The 15,814-nt window shown below is 56.3% G+C and carries 13 protein-coding genes; 11 read left to right on the top strand and 2 right to left on the bottom strand.

Annotated elements, in window-relative coordinates; genetic code table 11:
- The 10 genes from nuoE to nuoN all read left to right on the top strand — a co-directional run bounded on the left by nuoE (position 1) and on the right by nuoN (position 11,996).
- The gene (nuoE, locus tag QN378_RS03180; protein ID WP_322165211.1) at positions 1-498 is read left to right on the top strand and encodes an NADH-quinone oxidoreductase subunit NuoE; all 498 of its coding nucleotides are present in this window, start codon (positions 1-3) and stop codon (positions 496-498) included.
- Positions 495-1,853 carry an NADH-quinone oxidoreductase subunit NuoF gene (gene nuoF, locus QN378_RS03175; protein WP_322202145.1) on the top strand — a complete coding sequence of 453 codons (1,359 nt, stop codon included), beginning with the start codon at positions 495-497 and terminating at the stop codon, positions 1,851-1,853. Before nuoE ends, nuoF begins: the two co-directional genes overlap by 4 nt.
- A 138-nt stretch (positions 1,854-1,991) precedes the next feature.
- Positions 1,992-4,709 carry an NADH-quinone oxidoreductase subunit NuoG gene (gene nuoG, locus QN378_RS03170; protein ID WP_322202143.1) on the top strand — a complete coding sequence of 906 codons (2,718 nt, stop codon included), beginning with the start codon at positions 1,992-1,994 and terminating at the stop codon, positions 4,707-4,709.
- The gene (gene nuoH / locus QN378_RS03165; protein WP_322202141.1) at positions 4,706-5,713 is read left to right on the top strand and encodes an NADH-quinone oxidoreductase subunit NuoH; all 1,008 of its coding nucleotides are present in this window, start codon (positions 4,706-4,708) and stop codon (positions 5,711-5,713) included. The genes nuoG and nuoH overlap by 4 nt, the downstream gene beginning before the upstream one ends.
- Before the next feature lie 11 nt (positions 5,714-5,724).
- A complete protein-coding gene (nuoI, locus tag QN378_RS03160; protein WP_322202139.1) occupies positions 5,725-6,273 on the top strand; it encodes an NADH-quinone oxidoreductase subunit NuoI in 549 nt (182 codons plus the stop codon).
- 9 nt (positions 6,274-6,282) lie between these two features.
- The gene (nuoJ, locus tag QN378_RS03155; RefSeq protein WP_322202137.1) at positions 6,283-6,792 is read left to right on the top strand and encodes an NADH-quinone oxidoreductase subunit J; all 510 of its coding nucleotides are present in this window, start codon (positions 6,283-6,285) and stop codon (positions 6,790-6,792) included.
- On the top strand, positions 6,789-7,097 hold the full coding sequence (gene nuoK, locus QN378_RS03150; RefSeq protein WP_219064405.1) for an NADH-quinone oxidoreductase subunit NuoK: 309 nt from the start codon (positions 6,789-6,791) through the stop codon (positions 7,095-7,097). Before nuoJ ends, nuoK begins: the two co-directional genes overlap by 4 nt.
- Complete coding sequence (gene nuoL, locus QN378_RS03145) at positions 7,094-8,947, top strand: NADH-quinone oxidoreductase subunit L (protein ID WP_322202135.1); 1,854 nt, start codon at positions 7,094-7,096, stop codon at positions 8,945-8,947. The genes nuoK and nuoL overlap by 4 nt, the downstream gene beginning before the upstream one ends.
- A gap of 39 nt (positions 8,948-8,986) precedes the next feature.
- Entirely contained in the window at positions 8,987-10,519 is a 1,533-nt protein-coding gene (nuoM, locus tag QN378_RS03140; protein ID WP_322202133.1) for an NADH-quinone oxidoreductase subunit M, read from the top strand.
- Positions 10,520-10,526: 7 nt separating this feature from the next.
- Positions 10,527-11,996 carry an NADH-quinone oxidoreductase subunit NuoN gene (gene nuoN, locus QN378_RS03135; protein ID WP_322202131.1) on the top strand — a complete coding sequence of 490 codons (1,470 nt, stop codon included), beginning with the start codon at positions 10,527-10,529 and terminating at the stop codon, positions 11,994-11,996.
- Between the two features lie 60 nt (positions 11,997-12,056).
- On the opposite strand, the gene QN378_RS03130 is transcribed toward nuoN, so the two are convergent.
- Both QN378_RS03130 and QN378_RS03125 read right to left on the bottom strand, forming a co-directional pair.
- On the bottom strand, positions 12,057-13,121 hold the full coding sequence (locus tag QN378_RS03130; protein WP_322202129.1) for an AI-2E family transporter: 1,065 nt from the start codon (positions 13,119-13,121) through the stop codon (positions 12,057-12,059).
- 165 nt (positions 13,122-13,286) lie between these two features.
- On the bottom strand, positions 13,287-14,969 hold the full coding sequence (locus tag QN378_RS03125; RefSeq protein ID WP_322202127.1) for a methyl-accepting chemotaxis protein: 1,683 nt from the start codon (positions 14,967-14,969) through the stop codon (positions 13,287-13,289).
- 351 nt (positions 14,970-15,320) lie between these two features.
- Between QN378_RS03125 and queD the strand changes: the two genes are divergently transcribed.
- Positions 15,321-15,677: a 6-carboxytetrahydropterin synthase QueD gene (gene queD, locus QN378_RS03120; RefSeq protein ID WP_322202125.1), complete on the top strand. Its 357-nt coding sequence runs from the start codon at positions 15,321-15,323 to the stop codon at positions 15,675-15,677.
- Positions 15,678-15,814: the final 137 nt, after the last annotated feature.

The raw sequence follows: 15,814 nt of genomic DNA, 5'->3' as shown, positions 1-15,814 counted from the left end.
ATGAATAGCACGCTGATCCAGACAGACCGTTTCGCCCTGAGCGAAACCGAGCGCTCGGCCATCGAGCACGAGATGCATCACTACGAAGACCCGCGAGCGGCGTCTATCGAAGCGTTGAAAATTGTTCAAAAGGAGCGTGGCTGGGTGCCGGACGGCGCTATCTATGCCATCGGTGAACTCCTTGGCATTCCTGCCAGCGACGTTGAGGGCGTGGCGACGTTCTACAGTCAGATCTTCCGCCAACCGGTAGGACGCCACATAATCCGTGTGTGCAACAGCATGGTCTGCTTCATCGCTGGCCACGAGTCGGTGCTGAGTGAGATCCAGTCTTCGCTGGGCATTGTTCCAGGACAAACCACGGCCGACGACCGCTTCACCTTGCTGCCTGTCTGCTGCCTGGGCAATTGCGACAAGGCCCCGGCCGTGATGGTCGATGACGATACATTTGGCAACGTGCAACCTGGCGGCGTGGCCAAAATGTTGGAGGGTTACCTATGACCATCACTTCCTTCGGCCCCGCCAACACAATTGCGCGTGCGCCGGAAACTCACCCGCTGACCTGGCGCTTGCGCGACGACGGCGAGCCGGTGTGGCTGGATGAATACCAGCGCAAGGACGGCTACGCTGCCGCCCGCAAAGTGTTCGCCGAGCTATCGCCGGACGAAATCGTTCAAGCGGTGAAGGAATCCGGCCTTAAGGGTCGCGGCGGTGCGGGCTTTCCCACCGGCGTAAAGTGGGGCCTGATGCCAAAAGACGATTCCATGAATATCCGTTACTTGCTATGCAACGCGGATGAAATGGAACCTAACACCTGGAAAGACCGGATGTTGATGGAGCAACTGCCCCATCTGCTGATCGAAGGCATGCTGATCAGCGCCCGGGCGTTGAAAGCCTATCGCGGCTACATCTTCTTGCGCGGCGAATACACTACTGCAGCGGTGCACCTGCGCCGTGCAGTAAAAGAAGCCGAAGCGGCTGGTTTCCTTGGCAAAAACATTCTGGGCACCGGGTTCGATTTCGAACTGATCGTCCACACCGGCGCCGGGCGTTACATCTGCGGCGAAGAAACCGCACTGATCAACTCCCTGGAAGGCCGTCGCGCCAACCCACGCTCCAAGCCGCCCTTCCCCGCTGCCGTTGGCGTGTGGGGCAAGCCGACCTGTGTGAACAACGTCGAAACCCTGTGTAACGTCCCGGCCATCGTCGCCAACGGCAACGATTGGTACAAGGCGATCGCGCGCCCAGGCAGTGAAGACATGGGCACCAAACTCATGGGCTTCTCCGGCAAAGTAAAGAACCCTGGCCTGTGGGAACTGCCTTTCGGCTTGCCGGCTCGTGAGTTGTTCGAAGATTACGCGGGCGGCATGCGCGACGGCTTTAAGCTCAAGTGCTGGCAACCAGGCGGCGCCGGTACGGGGTTCCTGCTACCTGAGCATCTGGACTGCCTGTTTTATGCCGGTGGCGTCGCCAAAGTCGGCACGCGGATGGGCACTGGTCTGGCGATGGCCGTTGATGACACGGTCAACATGGTATCGCTGATGCGCAACCTGGAAGAGTTCTTCTCCCAAGAGTCTTGCGGCTTCTGCACCCCATGCCGTGATGGTTTGCCATGGAGCGTAAAGATTTTGCGCGCCATCGAAAACGGCGAAGGTCAACCGGGCGATATCGAAACGCTGTTGGGCTTGGTCAACTTCCTCGGCCCTGGCAAAACCTTCTGTGCCCACGCACCGGGCGCCGTGGAACCGCTGGGCGCAGCCATCAAGTATTTCCGGTCGGAATTCGAAGCCGGTATCGCGCCAGCACGTGCGGGCAGCCTGACTCAGGTGATCAGTCCGACAGTGGTTGGCGCATAACAAGATAGAAAAGGTCGGCAGCCCATAAAGCCGCCGACCTCGTACCCGATGACGTCCTGACGGGCTGTTTGATACGGGTAGCACCGAGATTCCATTAGCCACGCCCGCTGACACCGGGCCAACGAAGAACTTTGAACCATGGCCACTATCCACGTAGACGGCAAAGCGCTCGAGGTCGATGGCGCAGACAACCTGTTACAGGCATGTCTGTCGCTGGGCCTCGATATTCCCTATTTCTGCTGGCACCCCGCCCTTGGCAGCGTTGGCGCTTGTCGCCAATGCGCAGTCAAGCAGTTCACCGACGAGAACGACACCCGTGGTCGTATCGTCATGTCCTGCATGACCCCCGCCACCGACGGCAGCTGGATTTCCATCGACGACCAGGAAGCGAAAATGTTTCGCGCCAGCGTCGTCGAATGGCTAATGACCAACCATCCGCACGACTGCCCAGTCTGCGAAGAAGGCGGTCACTGTCACCTGCAAGACATGACAGTAATGACGGGACACAACGAACGTCGCTATCGCTTTACCAAGCGCACGCACCAGAACCAGGAACTCGGCCCGTTCATCGCTCACGAGATGAACCGCTGCATCGCCTGCTACCGTTGCGTCCGCTTCTATAAAGACTACGCCGGCGGCACTGACCTCGGAGTATTCGGTGCCCACGACAACGTGTACTTCGGTCGCGTTGAAGACGGCGCGCTGGAAAGCGAGTTCTCCGGCAACCTCACCGAGGTTTGCCCGACCGGTGTGTTCACCGATAAGACTCACTCCGAGCGTTACAACCGTAAATGGGACATGCAGTTCTCGCCGAGCATTTGCCACGGCTGTTCGAGCGGTTGCAACATCAGCCCCGGTGAACGTTATGGCGAAATTCGTCGTATCGAAAACCGCTACAACGGTTCGGTAAACCAGTATTTCCTGTGTGACCGTGGCCGCTTCGGTTATGGCTACGTTAACCGCGAAGACCGTCCGCGCCAGCCGCTGTTGGCTGATGGCATGGTCAAGTTGGGCCTCGATGCCGCCCTCGATAAGGCCGCTGATTTGCTACGCGGTCGCAATATCGTGGGCATCGGTTCACCGCGTGCCAGCCTCGAAAGCAACTACGCGCTTCTCGAACTGGTCGGTGCGGAGCATTTCTACTCGGGTATCGAAGCCGGCGAGCTGACGCGTATTCAACTGATCGCCAAGGTTTTGAAAGACAGCCCGCTACCGATCCCGACTATGCGCGACATCGAAGATCACGATGCAATTTTCGTTCTCGGCGAAGACTTGACCCAAACCGCAGCCCGAATGGCGTTGGGCCTGCGTCAAGCGGTCAAAGGCAAATCTGAAGACATGGCCGCGGCGATGAAAGTCCAGCCGTGGCTCGACGCTGCGGTTAAGAACATCGGTCAGCACGCGCTGAACCCGCTGTTTATTGCCAGCCTTGCCGAGACCCGTCTCGATGATGTTGCCGAAGAATGCGTCCACGCAGCGCCGGACGATCTGGCCCGTATCGGTTTCGCCGTCGCCCATGCCATTGACGCCAGTGCGCCAGCGGTTGAAGGCTTGGACAGCGATGCCCTTGAACTGGCCCAGCGTATCGCCACGGCGCTACTCGCCGCCAAGCGTCCGTTGATCATTTCCGGAAGCTCCTTGGGCTCGATCGCGTTGATCGAAGCGGCGGCAAACATTGCCAAAGCCTTGAAGCTGCAAGACAAGCAAGGTTCGATCAGCCTGATCGTGCCGGAAGCCAACAGCCTTGGCCTGGCAATGCTCGGCGGCGGGTCCCTCGACGACGCATTGCAGGCGGTGATTTGCGGTAAAGCCGACGCCATGGTGGTGTTGGAAAATGACCTGTTTACCCGTGTCGACGCCCCTACGGTGGACGCTGCGTTCAAGGCCACTAAGGTACTGATCGTTGCTGATCACCAGAAAACCCCAACCAGCGATCGCGCTGATCTAGTCTTGCCGGCGGCCAGCTTTGCCGAAGGCGACGGTACGTTGGTTAGCCAGGAAGGCCGCGCCCAGCGCTTCTTCCAAGTGTATGACCCAACCTACCTAGACGCTGGCATCCTGATTCATGAAGGCTGGCGCTGGTTGCACGCCCTGCGCTCGACACTGCTGAACAAGCCGATTGACTGGACTCTGCTTGATCACGTCACCGCCGCAGTTGCTGCCAGCACTTCCCAGTTGGCCGGAATCATCAACGCAGCACCGTCCGCATCGTTCCGCATCAAAGGCTTGAAACTGGCTCGCGAACCGTTGCGTTACAGCGGCCGCACCGCCATGCGCGCGAACATCAGCGTGCATGAACCGCGCACCTCGCAGGACAAAGACACCGCGTTCTCGTTCTCGATGGAAGGCTATTCGGGCTCGGTTGAACCTCGCCAACAGGTGCCGTTCGCCTGGTCGCCGGGTTGGAACTCGCCACAAGCGTGGAACAAGTTTCAGGACGAAGTTGGTGGCCACTTGCGCGCCGGTGACCCTGGTGCGCGCTTGATCGAAACCCAAGGCGACAATTTGTCCTGGTTCGCCAGCGTACCCGGTGCGTTTTCGCCGGCTCGCGGAACGTGGCAAGTGGTGCCGTTCTATCACCTGTTCGGCAGCGACGAAACCTCGTCCAAGGCCGCACCTGTTCAGGAACGCATTCCCGCCGCCTACGTCGCGCTCGCCAAGTCGGAAGCTGATCGTCTGGGTGTCAATGAAGGCGCGCTGCTGAGCGTGAATATCGAGGGTAAGACCCTACGCTTGCCCCTGCGGATCAGCGAAGAGTTGGGCGCCGGTCTGGTGGCGCTGCCTTCGGGTCTCGCCGGGATTCCGCCAGCGCTGTTTGGCAAAACCGTTGATGGTCTGCAGGAGGCAGCACTATGACTTGGTTTACCCCTGTCGTGATCGACTCGATCATCGCGGTCGTCAAAGCCATTGTGATTCTGTTGGCCGTGGTGGTCAGTGGCGCACTGCTGAGCTGGGTCGAGCGTCGTTTGCTCGCCCTTTGGCAAGACCGTTACGGTCCGAACCGAGTAGGCCCATTCGGTGCGTTCCAAATCGCTGCCGACATGATCAAGATGTTCTTCAAGGAAGACTGGACACCGCCGTTCGCCGACAAGGTGATTTTCACCTTGGCCCCGGTAGTGGCCATGAGTGCCTTGTTGATCGCCTTCGCGATTATCCCGGTCACCGAAAGCTGGGTCATTGCTGACCTGAACATCGGCATCCTGTTCTTCTTCGCCATGGCCGGTCTGTCCGTCTACGCGGTGTTGTTTGCTGGCTGGTCGAGCAATAACAAGTTTGCCTTGCTCGGCAGCCTAAGGGCTTCGGCCCAGACGGTGTCCTATGAAGTATTCATGGGCCTGTCGTTGATGGGTATCGTGGTGCAGGTCGGCTCGTTCAACATGGGCGATATTGTCCAGTACCAAGCCCAACACCTGTGGTTCATCATTCCGCAGTTCTTTGGCTTCTGTACCTTCTTCATCGCTGGCGTCGCCGTGACTCACCGTCACCCGTTCGACCAACCGGAAGCCGAACAGGAACTGGCCGACGGTTACCACATCGAATATGCAGGTATGAAGTGGGGCATGTTCTTTGTCGGTGAGTACATCGGCATTGTGCTGATCTCGGCATTGTTGGTGACCCTGTTCTTCGGCGGCTGGCATGGTCCGTTCAACATTCTGCCTTCGCTGTCTTTTATTTGGTTCGCCTTGAAGACCGGGTTCTTCATCATGCTGTTCATTCTGTTGCGTGCTTCTATTCCGCGCCCACGGTATGACCAGGTGATGGATTTCAGCTGGAAATTCTGCCTGCCGCTGACCCTGATCAATTTGTTGGTGACCGCTGCGATCGTGTTGTTAAACACGCCCGCTGGCGCGGTTCAGTGAGGATATAACCCATGCTCAAGTATCTAATTGGCATCGTGCATGGCACCTACACCCAGCTTCGCAGCCTGGTGATGGTGTTCTCACATGCATTCCGCAAGCGCGACACATTGCAATACCCGGAAGAACCGGTGTACCTGCCGCCCCGCTACCGTGGCCGTATCGTCCTGACCCGCGACCCTGACGGCGAAGAACGTTGTGTAGCGTGCAACCTGTGCGCCGTGGCTTGTCCGGTCGGCTGTATATCGTTGCAAAAAGCCGAGACCGACGACGGTCGCTGGTATCCGGAGTTTTTCCGCATCAACTTCTCGCGCTGCATTTTCTGTGGCCTCTGCGAGGAAGCCTGCCCGACCACTGCGATCCAGCTGACACCGGATTTCGAAATGGCCGAGTTCAAACGTCAGGATCTGGTTTACGAGAAGGAAGATTTATTGATCTCCGGCCCTGGTAAAAACCCTGATTACAACTTCTATCGCGTTGCCGGTATGGCCATCGCCGGTAAGCCTAAAGGCTCCGCGCAGAATGAAGCCCAGCCGATCAACGTGAAGAGCTTGCTGCCTTAAGGAAGAAAGATGGAATTCGCTTTCTATTTCGCGTCCGGCGTCGCTGTTGTGTCCACCCTTCGGGTGATCACCAACACTAACCCGGTGCACGCCCTGCTCTACCTGATCATTTCGCTGATTGCCGTGGCAATGACGTTTTTCAGCCTCGGCGCGCCGTTTGCCGGGGTTTTGGAAGTTATCGCTTACGCTGGCGCCATCATGGTCCTGTTCGTGTTTGTGGTGATGATGCTGAACCTGGGGCCTGCCTCGGTGCAGCAAGAACGTGTCTGGCTCAAGCCCGGCATCTGGACGGGGCCGGTTATTCTCGGCGTTTTGTTGTTGGCTGAATTGCTGTATGTGCTGTTCAACAATTCCACCGGCGCCGCCATCGGGCACACCACTGTAGACGCCAAAGCCGTGGGCATTAGCCTGTTCGGTCCTTACCTGCTGGTGGTTGAACTGGCCTCCATGCTGCTGCTCGCAGCAGCGGTGACGGCATTCCATCTTGGCCGCAGTGAGAGCGAAGGAGCTAAGCCATGAATGCAATACCTCTAGAGCATGGTCTGGCGGTTGCCGGCATCCTGTTCTGCCTTGGCCTGGTCGGCCTGATGGTGCGGCGCAACATTCTCTTCGTGCTGATGAGCCTGGAGATCATGATGAACGCGTCAGCGCTGGCCTTCGTCGTCGCCGGCAGCCGTTGGGCACAGCCGGATGGACAGATCATGTTCATTCTGGTGATCAGCCTTGCGGCCGCCGAGGCCAGTATTGGTCTGGCGATCCTGATGCAGTTGTATCGCCGCTTCCACACTCTCGATATCGACGCTGCCAGCGAGATGCGCGGATGAACCTTCTCTTTCTGACATTCGTATTCCCCCTCATTGGTTTCCTGCTGCTGTCGTTTTCTCGCGGGAAAATCTCCGAAAATCTGGCCGCGCTGATTGGCGTTGGCTCTATCGGCTTGTCGGCTATTGTTGCCGCCTGGGTCATCTTCCAGTTCAACGTTTCACCGCCTGAGGGTGGCCATGTCACCTACGTACTGTGGCGCTGGATGTCGGTGGATGGTCTGGAACCCAACTTCGCCCTGTACCTGGATGGCCTGGCGGTCACCATGTTGGGCGTGGTGGTTGGCGTTGGATTCCTGATTCACGTGTTCGCGTCCTGGTACATGCGCGGTGAGGCCGGTTACTCGCGCTTCTTCGCTTACACCAACCTGTTTATCGCCAGCATGCTGTTCCTGATCCTCGGCGATAACCTGATGTTCCTGTATCTGGGCTGGGAAGGCGTAGGACTGTGCAGCTATCTGTTGATCGGGTTCTACTACAGCAACCGTAACAACGGTAATGCCGCTCTAAAAGCTTTTATCGTGACCCGAATCGGCGACGTCTTCATGGCCATCGGTTTGTTCATCCTGTTCCAGCAATTGGGAACCTTGAATATTCAGGAACTGCTGGTCCGTGCACCACAGCACTTCACCACTGGCGATTTCTGGATCGTATTTGCCACCTTGATGCTGCTCGGCGGTGCAGTGGGTAAATCCGCACAACTGCCGTTGCAAACCTGGCTGGCGGATGCGATGGCAGGCCCGACCCCGGTTTCTGCGTTGATCCACGCGGCAACCATGGTGACTGCCGGTGTTTATCTGATAGCCCGGACCCACGGTCTGTTCGAGCTGGCACCGAACGTTCTGCACTTGGTCGGTATCGTTGGTGGTGTCACGCTGGTGTTGGCGAGTTTTGCGGCGCTGGTCCAAACCGACATCAAACGTATCCTGGCGTACTCGACCATGAGCCAAATCGGCTACATGTTCCTGGCGTTGGGCGTTGGTGCTTGGGAGGGTGCGATTTTCCACCTGATGACCCACGCGTTCTTCAAGGCGCTGCTATTCCTTGCGTCCGGCTCGGTGATCGTTGCCTGCCACCACGAACAAAACATCTTCAAGATGGGCGGTCTGTGGAAAAAGCTGCCGCTGGCTTACACCAGTTTTATCGTGGGCGGCGCCGCGTTGTCGGCTCTGCCTCTGATCACCGCGGGCTTCTACTCCAAGGATGAAATTCTTTGGGAAGCGTTCGCCAGCGGTAATCACGGGCTCCTGTATGCCGGTTTGTTCGGGGCGTTTATGACGTCGCTGTACACCTTCCGTCTGATCTTTATTGCCTTCCACGGTGAAGCGAAAACTGAAGCGCACGCTGGTAAAGGCATTGCGCATTGGTTGCCGCTGTCGGTGCTGATTGTGCTGTCGACCTTCGTCGGCGCGCTTATCACTCCACCGCTGGCCAGCGTGCTGCCGCAAAGCGTTGGGCATGCCGGTGGCGCTGCCAAAGACAGTTTGGAAATCGCCTCGGGCGCCATCGCCCTGGCCGGTATTCTGCTGGCGGCGATGCTGTTCCTCGGCAAGCGCCGCATTGCAACGGCCGTTGCTAAAAGCGAGCTGGGGCGTTTCCTGTCAGCCTGGTGGTTCGCCGCATGGGGCTTCGATTGGTTATACGACAAACTCTTCGTCAAGCCGTATCTGATGATCAGCCACGTGCTGCGCAAAGACCCGCTCGACCACATGATTGGCTTGATCCCGCGAGTGGTTAAAGGCGGCAACACCGCCATGAGCCGCACCGAGACCGGTCAATTGCGTTGGTACGCTGCTTCAATGGCTGCAGGCGCTGTATTGGTGCTCGGCGCCATCGTGCTGGTTGCGGTCTGATATGAACCTTGCGAATTTGCGAAAGGAAATGAGCCCGTCATGATTCTGCCTTGGCTAATCCTGATCCCCTTTATCGGTGGCCTGCTGTGTTGGCAAGGTGAGCGCTTCGGCGCCACCCTGCCACGTTGGATCGCGCTACTGACCATGTCTCTGGAACTTGCTCTCGGCCTTTGGCTGTGGGGCACCGGTGACTTCCATTTTGCCCCGGCGCCCGGCGTCGATCCTACGTGGGCAGTTGAATTCAAGCAGCAGTGGATCGCCCGCTTCGGCATCAGCGTGCATTTGGCGCTCGATGGCTTGTCGCTGCTGATGGTGCTGTTGACCGGCATGCTCGGTATCTTGTCGGTGCTGTGTTCGTGGAAGGAGATCCAACGTAACGTCGGTTTCTTCCACCTCAACCTGATGTGGATTCTGGGCGGTGTGATTGGCGTATTCCTCGCTATCGACCTGTTCATGTTCTTCTTCTTCTGGGAAATGATGCTGGTGCCGATGTATTTCCTCATCGCGCTTTGGGGTCATAGTTCGTCAGACGGCAAGAAAACCCGAATCTACGCAGCGACCAAGTTCTTCATCTTCACTCAGGCCAGCGGCTTGATCATGTTGGTGGCGATCCTCGGCTTGGTGATGGTCCACTTCAACAGTACCGGGGTGATCACCTTTGATTACACCCAATTGTTGAAAACCAAACTGGCACCGGGCACTGAATACATCCTGATGCTGGGCTTCTTCGTCGCGTTTGCGGTGAAACTGCCGGTGGTGCCGTTCCACTCCTGGCTGCCGGATGCCCACGCACAGGCTCCGACCGCAGGTTCTGTTGACCTTGCCGGTATTCTGTTGAAGACGGCAGCCTATGGCCTACTGCGCTTCGCTCTGCCGCTGTTTCCCAATGCTTCGGCAGAGTTTGCCCCCATTGCCATGACGCTGGGCCTGATCGGTATCTTCTATGGCGCGTTCCTTGCGTTCGCCCAAACCGATATCAAGCGCCTGATTGCGTTCTCCAGCGTGTCGCATATGGGTTTCGTACTGATCGGGATTTATTCCGGCAGCCAGCAGGCGCTGCAAGGCGCCGTGATTCAGATGCTTGCTCACGGTGTTTCGGCAGCCGCCTTGTTTATTCTCAGCGGCCAGTTGTACGAACGTCTGCACACCCGTGACATGCGTGAAATGGGGGGTATCTGGTCGCGCATAGCTTACTTGCCGGCTATCAGCCTGTTCTTCGCTGCCGCGTCGCTCGGCCTGCCCGGTACCGGTAATTTTGTCGGGGAGTTCCTCATTCTGATCGGCACTTTCGTCCACTCCCCTTGGATCACCGGCATAGCAACGGCGGGCCTGGTGTTCGGTTCGGTCTACTCGTTGATCATGATCCACCGTGCCTATTTCGGCCCTTCCAAGTCGGAAGAAGTCTTGCACGGTATGGACGCACGCGAGCTGCTCATGGTGCTCGGCTTAGCGGCATTGCTGGTATACATCGGCGTATACCCACAACCGTTCCTCGACACCTCTGCTGCCACGATGCATGGCGTGCAGCAATGGCTTGGCATCGCCTTCACTCAACTTGCTTCGGCACGGTAAGAGCGCTATGGACCTTACGATTCAACACTTTATTGCGCTTGCGCCGCTGCTGATTACCAGCCTCACCGCCGTTGTGGTGATGTTGGGCATCGCATGGCGTCGCAATCACTCGCAGACCTTTCTGCTCACCGTGGGTGGCCTCAATCTTGCGCTGCTTTCAATTTACCCGGCACTGAAAGTAGCGCCGCTGGCGGTCACGCCGCTGTTGCAGATCGATAATTTTGCTTGCCTTTACATGGCCCTAATCCTGGCGTCTACGCTGGCCTGTGTCACTTTGGCTCATGCTTATCTGGGCGAGAAGTCCACAGGTTATCCGGGTAACCGAGAAGAACTTTACCTGCTGATCCTGATGGCTGCGGCCGGTGGCTTGGTATTGGTCAGCGCGCAACACTTGGCAAGCTTGTTTATCGGCCTCGAACTGCTGTCGGTACCGGTTTACGGTTTGGTCGCTTACGCCTTCTTCAACAAGCGTTCTCTCGAAGGCGGCATCAAGTACATGGTGTTGTCGGCTGCCGGTTCTGCGTTTCTGCTGTTCGGCATGGCGCTGTTGTATGCCGAAGCGGGTTCGTTGAGCTTCAGCGGTATCGGCCACGCGTTGGCGGCTACCGGTCTGCCTAGCCCGATCGCCCAGATGGGCTTGGCGATGATGTTGATCGGCTTGGCGTTCAAACTGTCGCTGGTGCCGTTCCACTTGTGGACCCCGGACGTGTACGAAGGTGCCCCTGCCCCGGTAGCGGCGTTCCTGGCAACCGCGAGTAAAGTTGCGGTGTTCGCGGTGCTGGTCCGTCTGTTCCAGATCTCACCGGCGGCCGGCAGCGGTGTGCTGTACACGGTGATGGCGGTGATTGCCGTTGCGTCGATCCTGATCGGTAACTTACTGGCGTTGACTCAGACCAACCTCAAGCGACTGCTGGGCTACTCGTCCATCGCTCACTTCGGTTATCTGATGATCGCGTTGGTGGCCAGCAAGGGCATTGCTGTCGAAGCCATAGGTGTTTACCTGGTGACGTATGTCATTACGACCTTGGGCGCTTTCGGTGTCGTGACGTTGATGTCCTCGCCTTACAGCGGTCGCGATGCCGACGCGCTGTTCGAATTCCGTGGTCTGTTCTGGCGGCGTCCGTACCTGACGGCAGTGATGACCGTAATGATGCTGTCGCTGGCGGGTATCCCACTGACGGTTGGCTTCATTGGTAAGTTCTACATCATCGCCACCGGTGTCGAATCGCACCTGTGGTGGTTGACCGGTACGCTAGTGATTGGTAGCGCCATCGGCCTGTTCTATTACCTGCGAGTGATGGTCACGCTGTTTCTGGTGGAACCTACCCTGCACCGTCACGATGCCCCGTTCAACTGGGCACAACGTACTGGCGGCGTGATGCTGCTGGTAATCGCGGTGTTGGCGTTCATCCTCGGCGTGTACCCACAACCGTTGCTGGACATGGTGCATCACGCCGGCTTGCAACTGCTTAGCTGATTGGGACGCACCTACAAAAAATGCCCTGCAATGCAGGGCTTTTTATTGGCTGCTGGAACGCTATCCGGGCAGACGCACGGTTTGTTTCGCCTCGGTGAACAGAGCCCACGTAGACATGAACAAAGCGGCAACCATCGGCCCTATAACAAACCCGTTAATCCCGAAGACCGCCATACCGCCTAGAGTCGAAATCAGGATCAAGTAGTCCGGCATCCGCGTGTCCTTACCCACCAGAATCGGGCGCAATACGGTGTCCACCAAGCCGATGACGAATATACCAAACAACGTAAGCACCACCCCCTGCCAAATCAGGCCGCTGAGCAAGAAGTAAGCAGCCACTGGCGCCCAGACGATACCCGCCCCCACCGCTGGCAATAATGAAAGAAAGGCCATCAACACGGCCCACAGCAAGGCGCTGGGAATATCGAGGACCCAGAAGATGAGTCCACCTAACACCCCCTGAACCACCGCCATGACGACGTTACCTTTCACCGTAGCCCGCACAACCCGATTGAACTTGAGTTGTAACCGGCGCTTTTGCGGCTCTGCCAGTGGGATAGCCAGACGAATTCTACGGACCAGGTCATGCCCGTCGCGCAGGAAGAAAAACAGCAAGTACAGCATGATGAAAAAGCTGATCACAAAGTTGAACGTGCCCTGACCGAAGCTGAATGCCTGGGTCGCCAAGTATTGGCTACCTTCCATGGATACCTTGACGATTTTATCCCGCAAGCTATTAAGGTCACCCATTCCAACCCGGTCGAGCAAGTGCCTGAAGTACGGCGGCAACGCGTCTTTGAAATGCGCCAGGTATTTGGCAATGTCCAATTGCCCACTCTCGATGTTGTTATAAACCATGGCTCCTTCTTGAACCAGCAAGGTGCTGATAATGATGACCGGCAAAATTGCGATTAGCAGGCATACGGTCAAGGTACACAGCGATGTCAGGTTGCGTTGCCAGCCAAACTTCATCAGCAACCGTCGTTGCAGAGGCGCGAAGATGATGCCGAGAATCACAGCCCAAAAGACCGCACCATAAAACGGCATCAAAATCCAAATAAAAGCGATGGTGACTACTACCATCAGCACCAGGAAGGTTTTGTGTTGCAGCGTGGTTTCGTTCATGTCCGATCCATGTCAGTAAGACTCCGCACAAATGCGACTTACTGTTTAGTCAGCCAATCTTCGAGCGAGTGCCGTAGCTTTGTACTGTCCCTGGACGGTAGGAGAAACGACACAAAATAACCAATAAGGCATGGGTAGAACCATTGCGGCGCTACCCAAATAAAATCAAATACGAAATTGGCCGACGAGCTTACCAAGTCGTTGTCCGAGGTCTGCAAGATTACGGGACGTTTGTGCACTTTGTTGGGTCTGGTCAGCAACGCTGTCTACCGCCTCAGCGATCTGGTGCACACTGCGGTTGATTTCTTCGGCCACAGCGGTTTGCTCATCAGCGGCGCTAGCAATCTGCGCGTTCATCGAGTTGATGGTGCCGATCAGCGTCGCAATGGTGTCCAGCGAAACACCCGCTTCATTAGCCTGCGCGGAAGTGCCATCACCCGCTTCACTGGAACGACGCATGGCCTCAACCGCCCCTTTTGTGCCGGTTTGCAGACGATCAATCATGGTCTGAATTTCTTGTGTGCTCTGCTGGGTGCGACTGGCCAGTGCCCGCACTTCGTCAGCAACGACCGCAAACCCCCGTCCGGCCTCTCCTGCCCGTGCCGCCTCAATGGCCGCGTTAAGTGCCAATAAATTGGTTTGGTCGGCGATAGAGCGAATGACGCCCAACACATTCACGATCGAAGAGACATCATTCTGCAGACTATCGAGGGACGTGCCACTGCTGCGGATGTCTTTAACCAGCGCATGAATTTGCTTGATACTGCCATCCACAACGCGCTTTGCTGCCTGCCCCTCCGCATCAGTTTGCTGAGCGGCAATAGCGGCCCCTTGAGCGCTTTTTGCTACCTCGTGTGCGGCCGCAGACATTTCATTGATGGCGGTGGCTACTTGATCAGTTTCCTGACGTTGACGGTCCATTGCTTTTTCTGAGCGATGAGCTTGGTCTGATACTTCCGTTACCAGTCCTGATAACTGATCGGTCATTTCAGCAATTTGGCACACTAAGCCATGAATTTTGTCGACGAAACGGTTGAAAGAACCTGCTAATTTCCCTAACTCATCGTCACTTGAAACGCTTAGTCGACGAGTCAGGTCTCCCTCACCCGAGGCAATGTCGTCAAGATTGGCTTTCATCAGGCCTATTGGCCGTACAATCGTACCGGCCAATAGGCCGCCGACGATGGCAATGATGAGCAGTACTAACAGGGCAATGCCAACGATACTTATCAACATGCTGTGCATGCGATCATCAACGTTCTTCTCGACAAGCGCCACTTGGGCGTCGATACCCGCCAAACTGACCGATGAGCCGACCACCATATCCCATTTAGGCAGGTACTCGGTGTAGCCCAACTTTGGCATGGATTCATGGGATTTACCGGGCATTGATGAGGAGTACTGCAAGTAATGCGTACCGGCTTTGCCAACCGCCACTAAGTCTCGGTTGTAGTAGACGCCGTTGGCATCACGAACGTCTTTGAAGCTTTTACCTATGTCATCAGAGCTGCTGCCTTTGAACAGGCGTACGGCTTCCGAATCATAGCCAAAAAAGTAGCCATCCTTGCCGTAAGAAATTGCCGAGAGCATTTTCACGACCTGTGCGCGGGCCACCTTATCGCCTTGCGCGGAGGCGTCGTAAAGGGGCTTGACTGCACCCAGCGCTACCGCGACGAAATTCTGCAAATTTGCCTTTGCGTCGTTAAGAAGTCGCTCGCGGGTATCGTCAACTTCTCTTTTGGCTTGATCCTGCAACATAATGACGGTGGTCACGCTTATGACTAGCGCGAAAATGAGCACGGGCAGCACAGCCAGCGACAGCACTTTGGTCTTCAAATTGAGACGCATAAGTTTCAACTCTTATTTAAGGTCAAGCGTTTTAGTCAATACATTCGTCTAGTTAGCGGCCCCAGCGTTAAAAAGTTGAGCTTCAACTGCAGGGTCGTCAAGAAACGCTATTTATGGGTACAAAAAAATATAAATGGTCACTATACGACCAGCCGAGGGTGAGGCCCGCAACTACAGATTTACGGCCCATACATTAATAATTCGCGCACGAGACCGCCTTTTGAGCGCGGGGGTTAGCCCTTTTTCGGACATCAAGCCGTGACTCATTGCTTAGCCTTCTAGTAAAGCATTGCTGCTAGACTACTAATCTTTTTTCGCCCTGGCGAATGCCTTTTTAGAGCTCAATGCATTGTGGAAATTTTTAAAGAGTTTACGTTTGAATCCGCACATCGCCTGCCTCATGTACCAGAAGGTCATAAGTGCGGCCGTCTGCATGGACACTCATTCCGCGTCGCTGTCTATCTGGCTGGCAAGGTTGATCCTCATACCGGTTGGATTCGCGACTTTTCCGAAATCAAAGCGATATTTAAACCGCTGTACGATCGTCTCGATCACAATTATCTAAATGACATTCCGGGTCTTGAAAATCCAACCAGCGAAGTGTTGGCTAAATGGATCTGGGAGCAGCTGAAGCCTCTACTCCCAGAACTCTCGGCCATTCGTATTCACGAGACGTGTACCAGTGGCTGCGAATATCGGGGCGACTGAATTCGGAAGCAGTCAAAAACCACCTTTATGGTGGTTTTTTTATGGATTGGATCTGCCTCGGTTTATTTCTGCGCACAAACAAAACCCCTGAACGCGTAAGCGATCAGGGGTTCTGGAATTTAATCTTGACGATGACC

Source organism: Pseudomonas sp. 10S5 (assembly GCF_035019745.1).
GTDB lineage: Bacteria > Pseudomonadota > Gammaproteobacteria > Pseudomonadales > Pseudomonadaceae > Aquipseudomonas.
The sequence above is the reverse complement of the archived record's forward strand: the minus strand, read 5'-3'. Positions and strand labels throughout refer to the sequence as shown.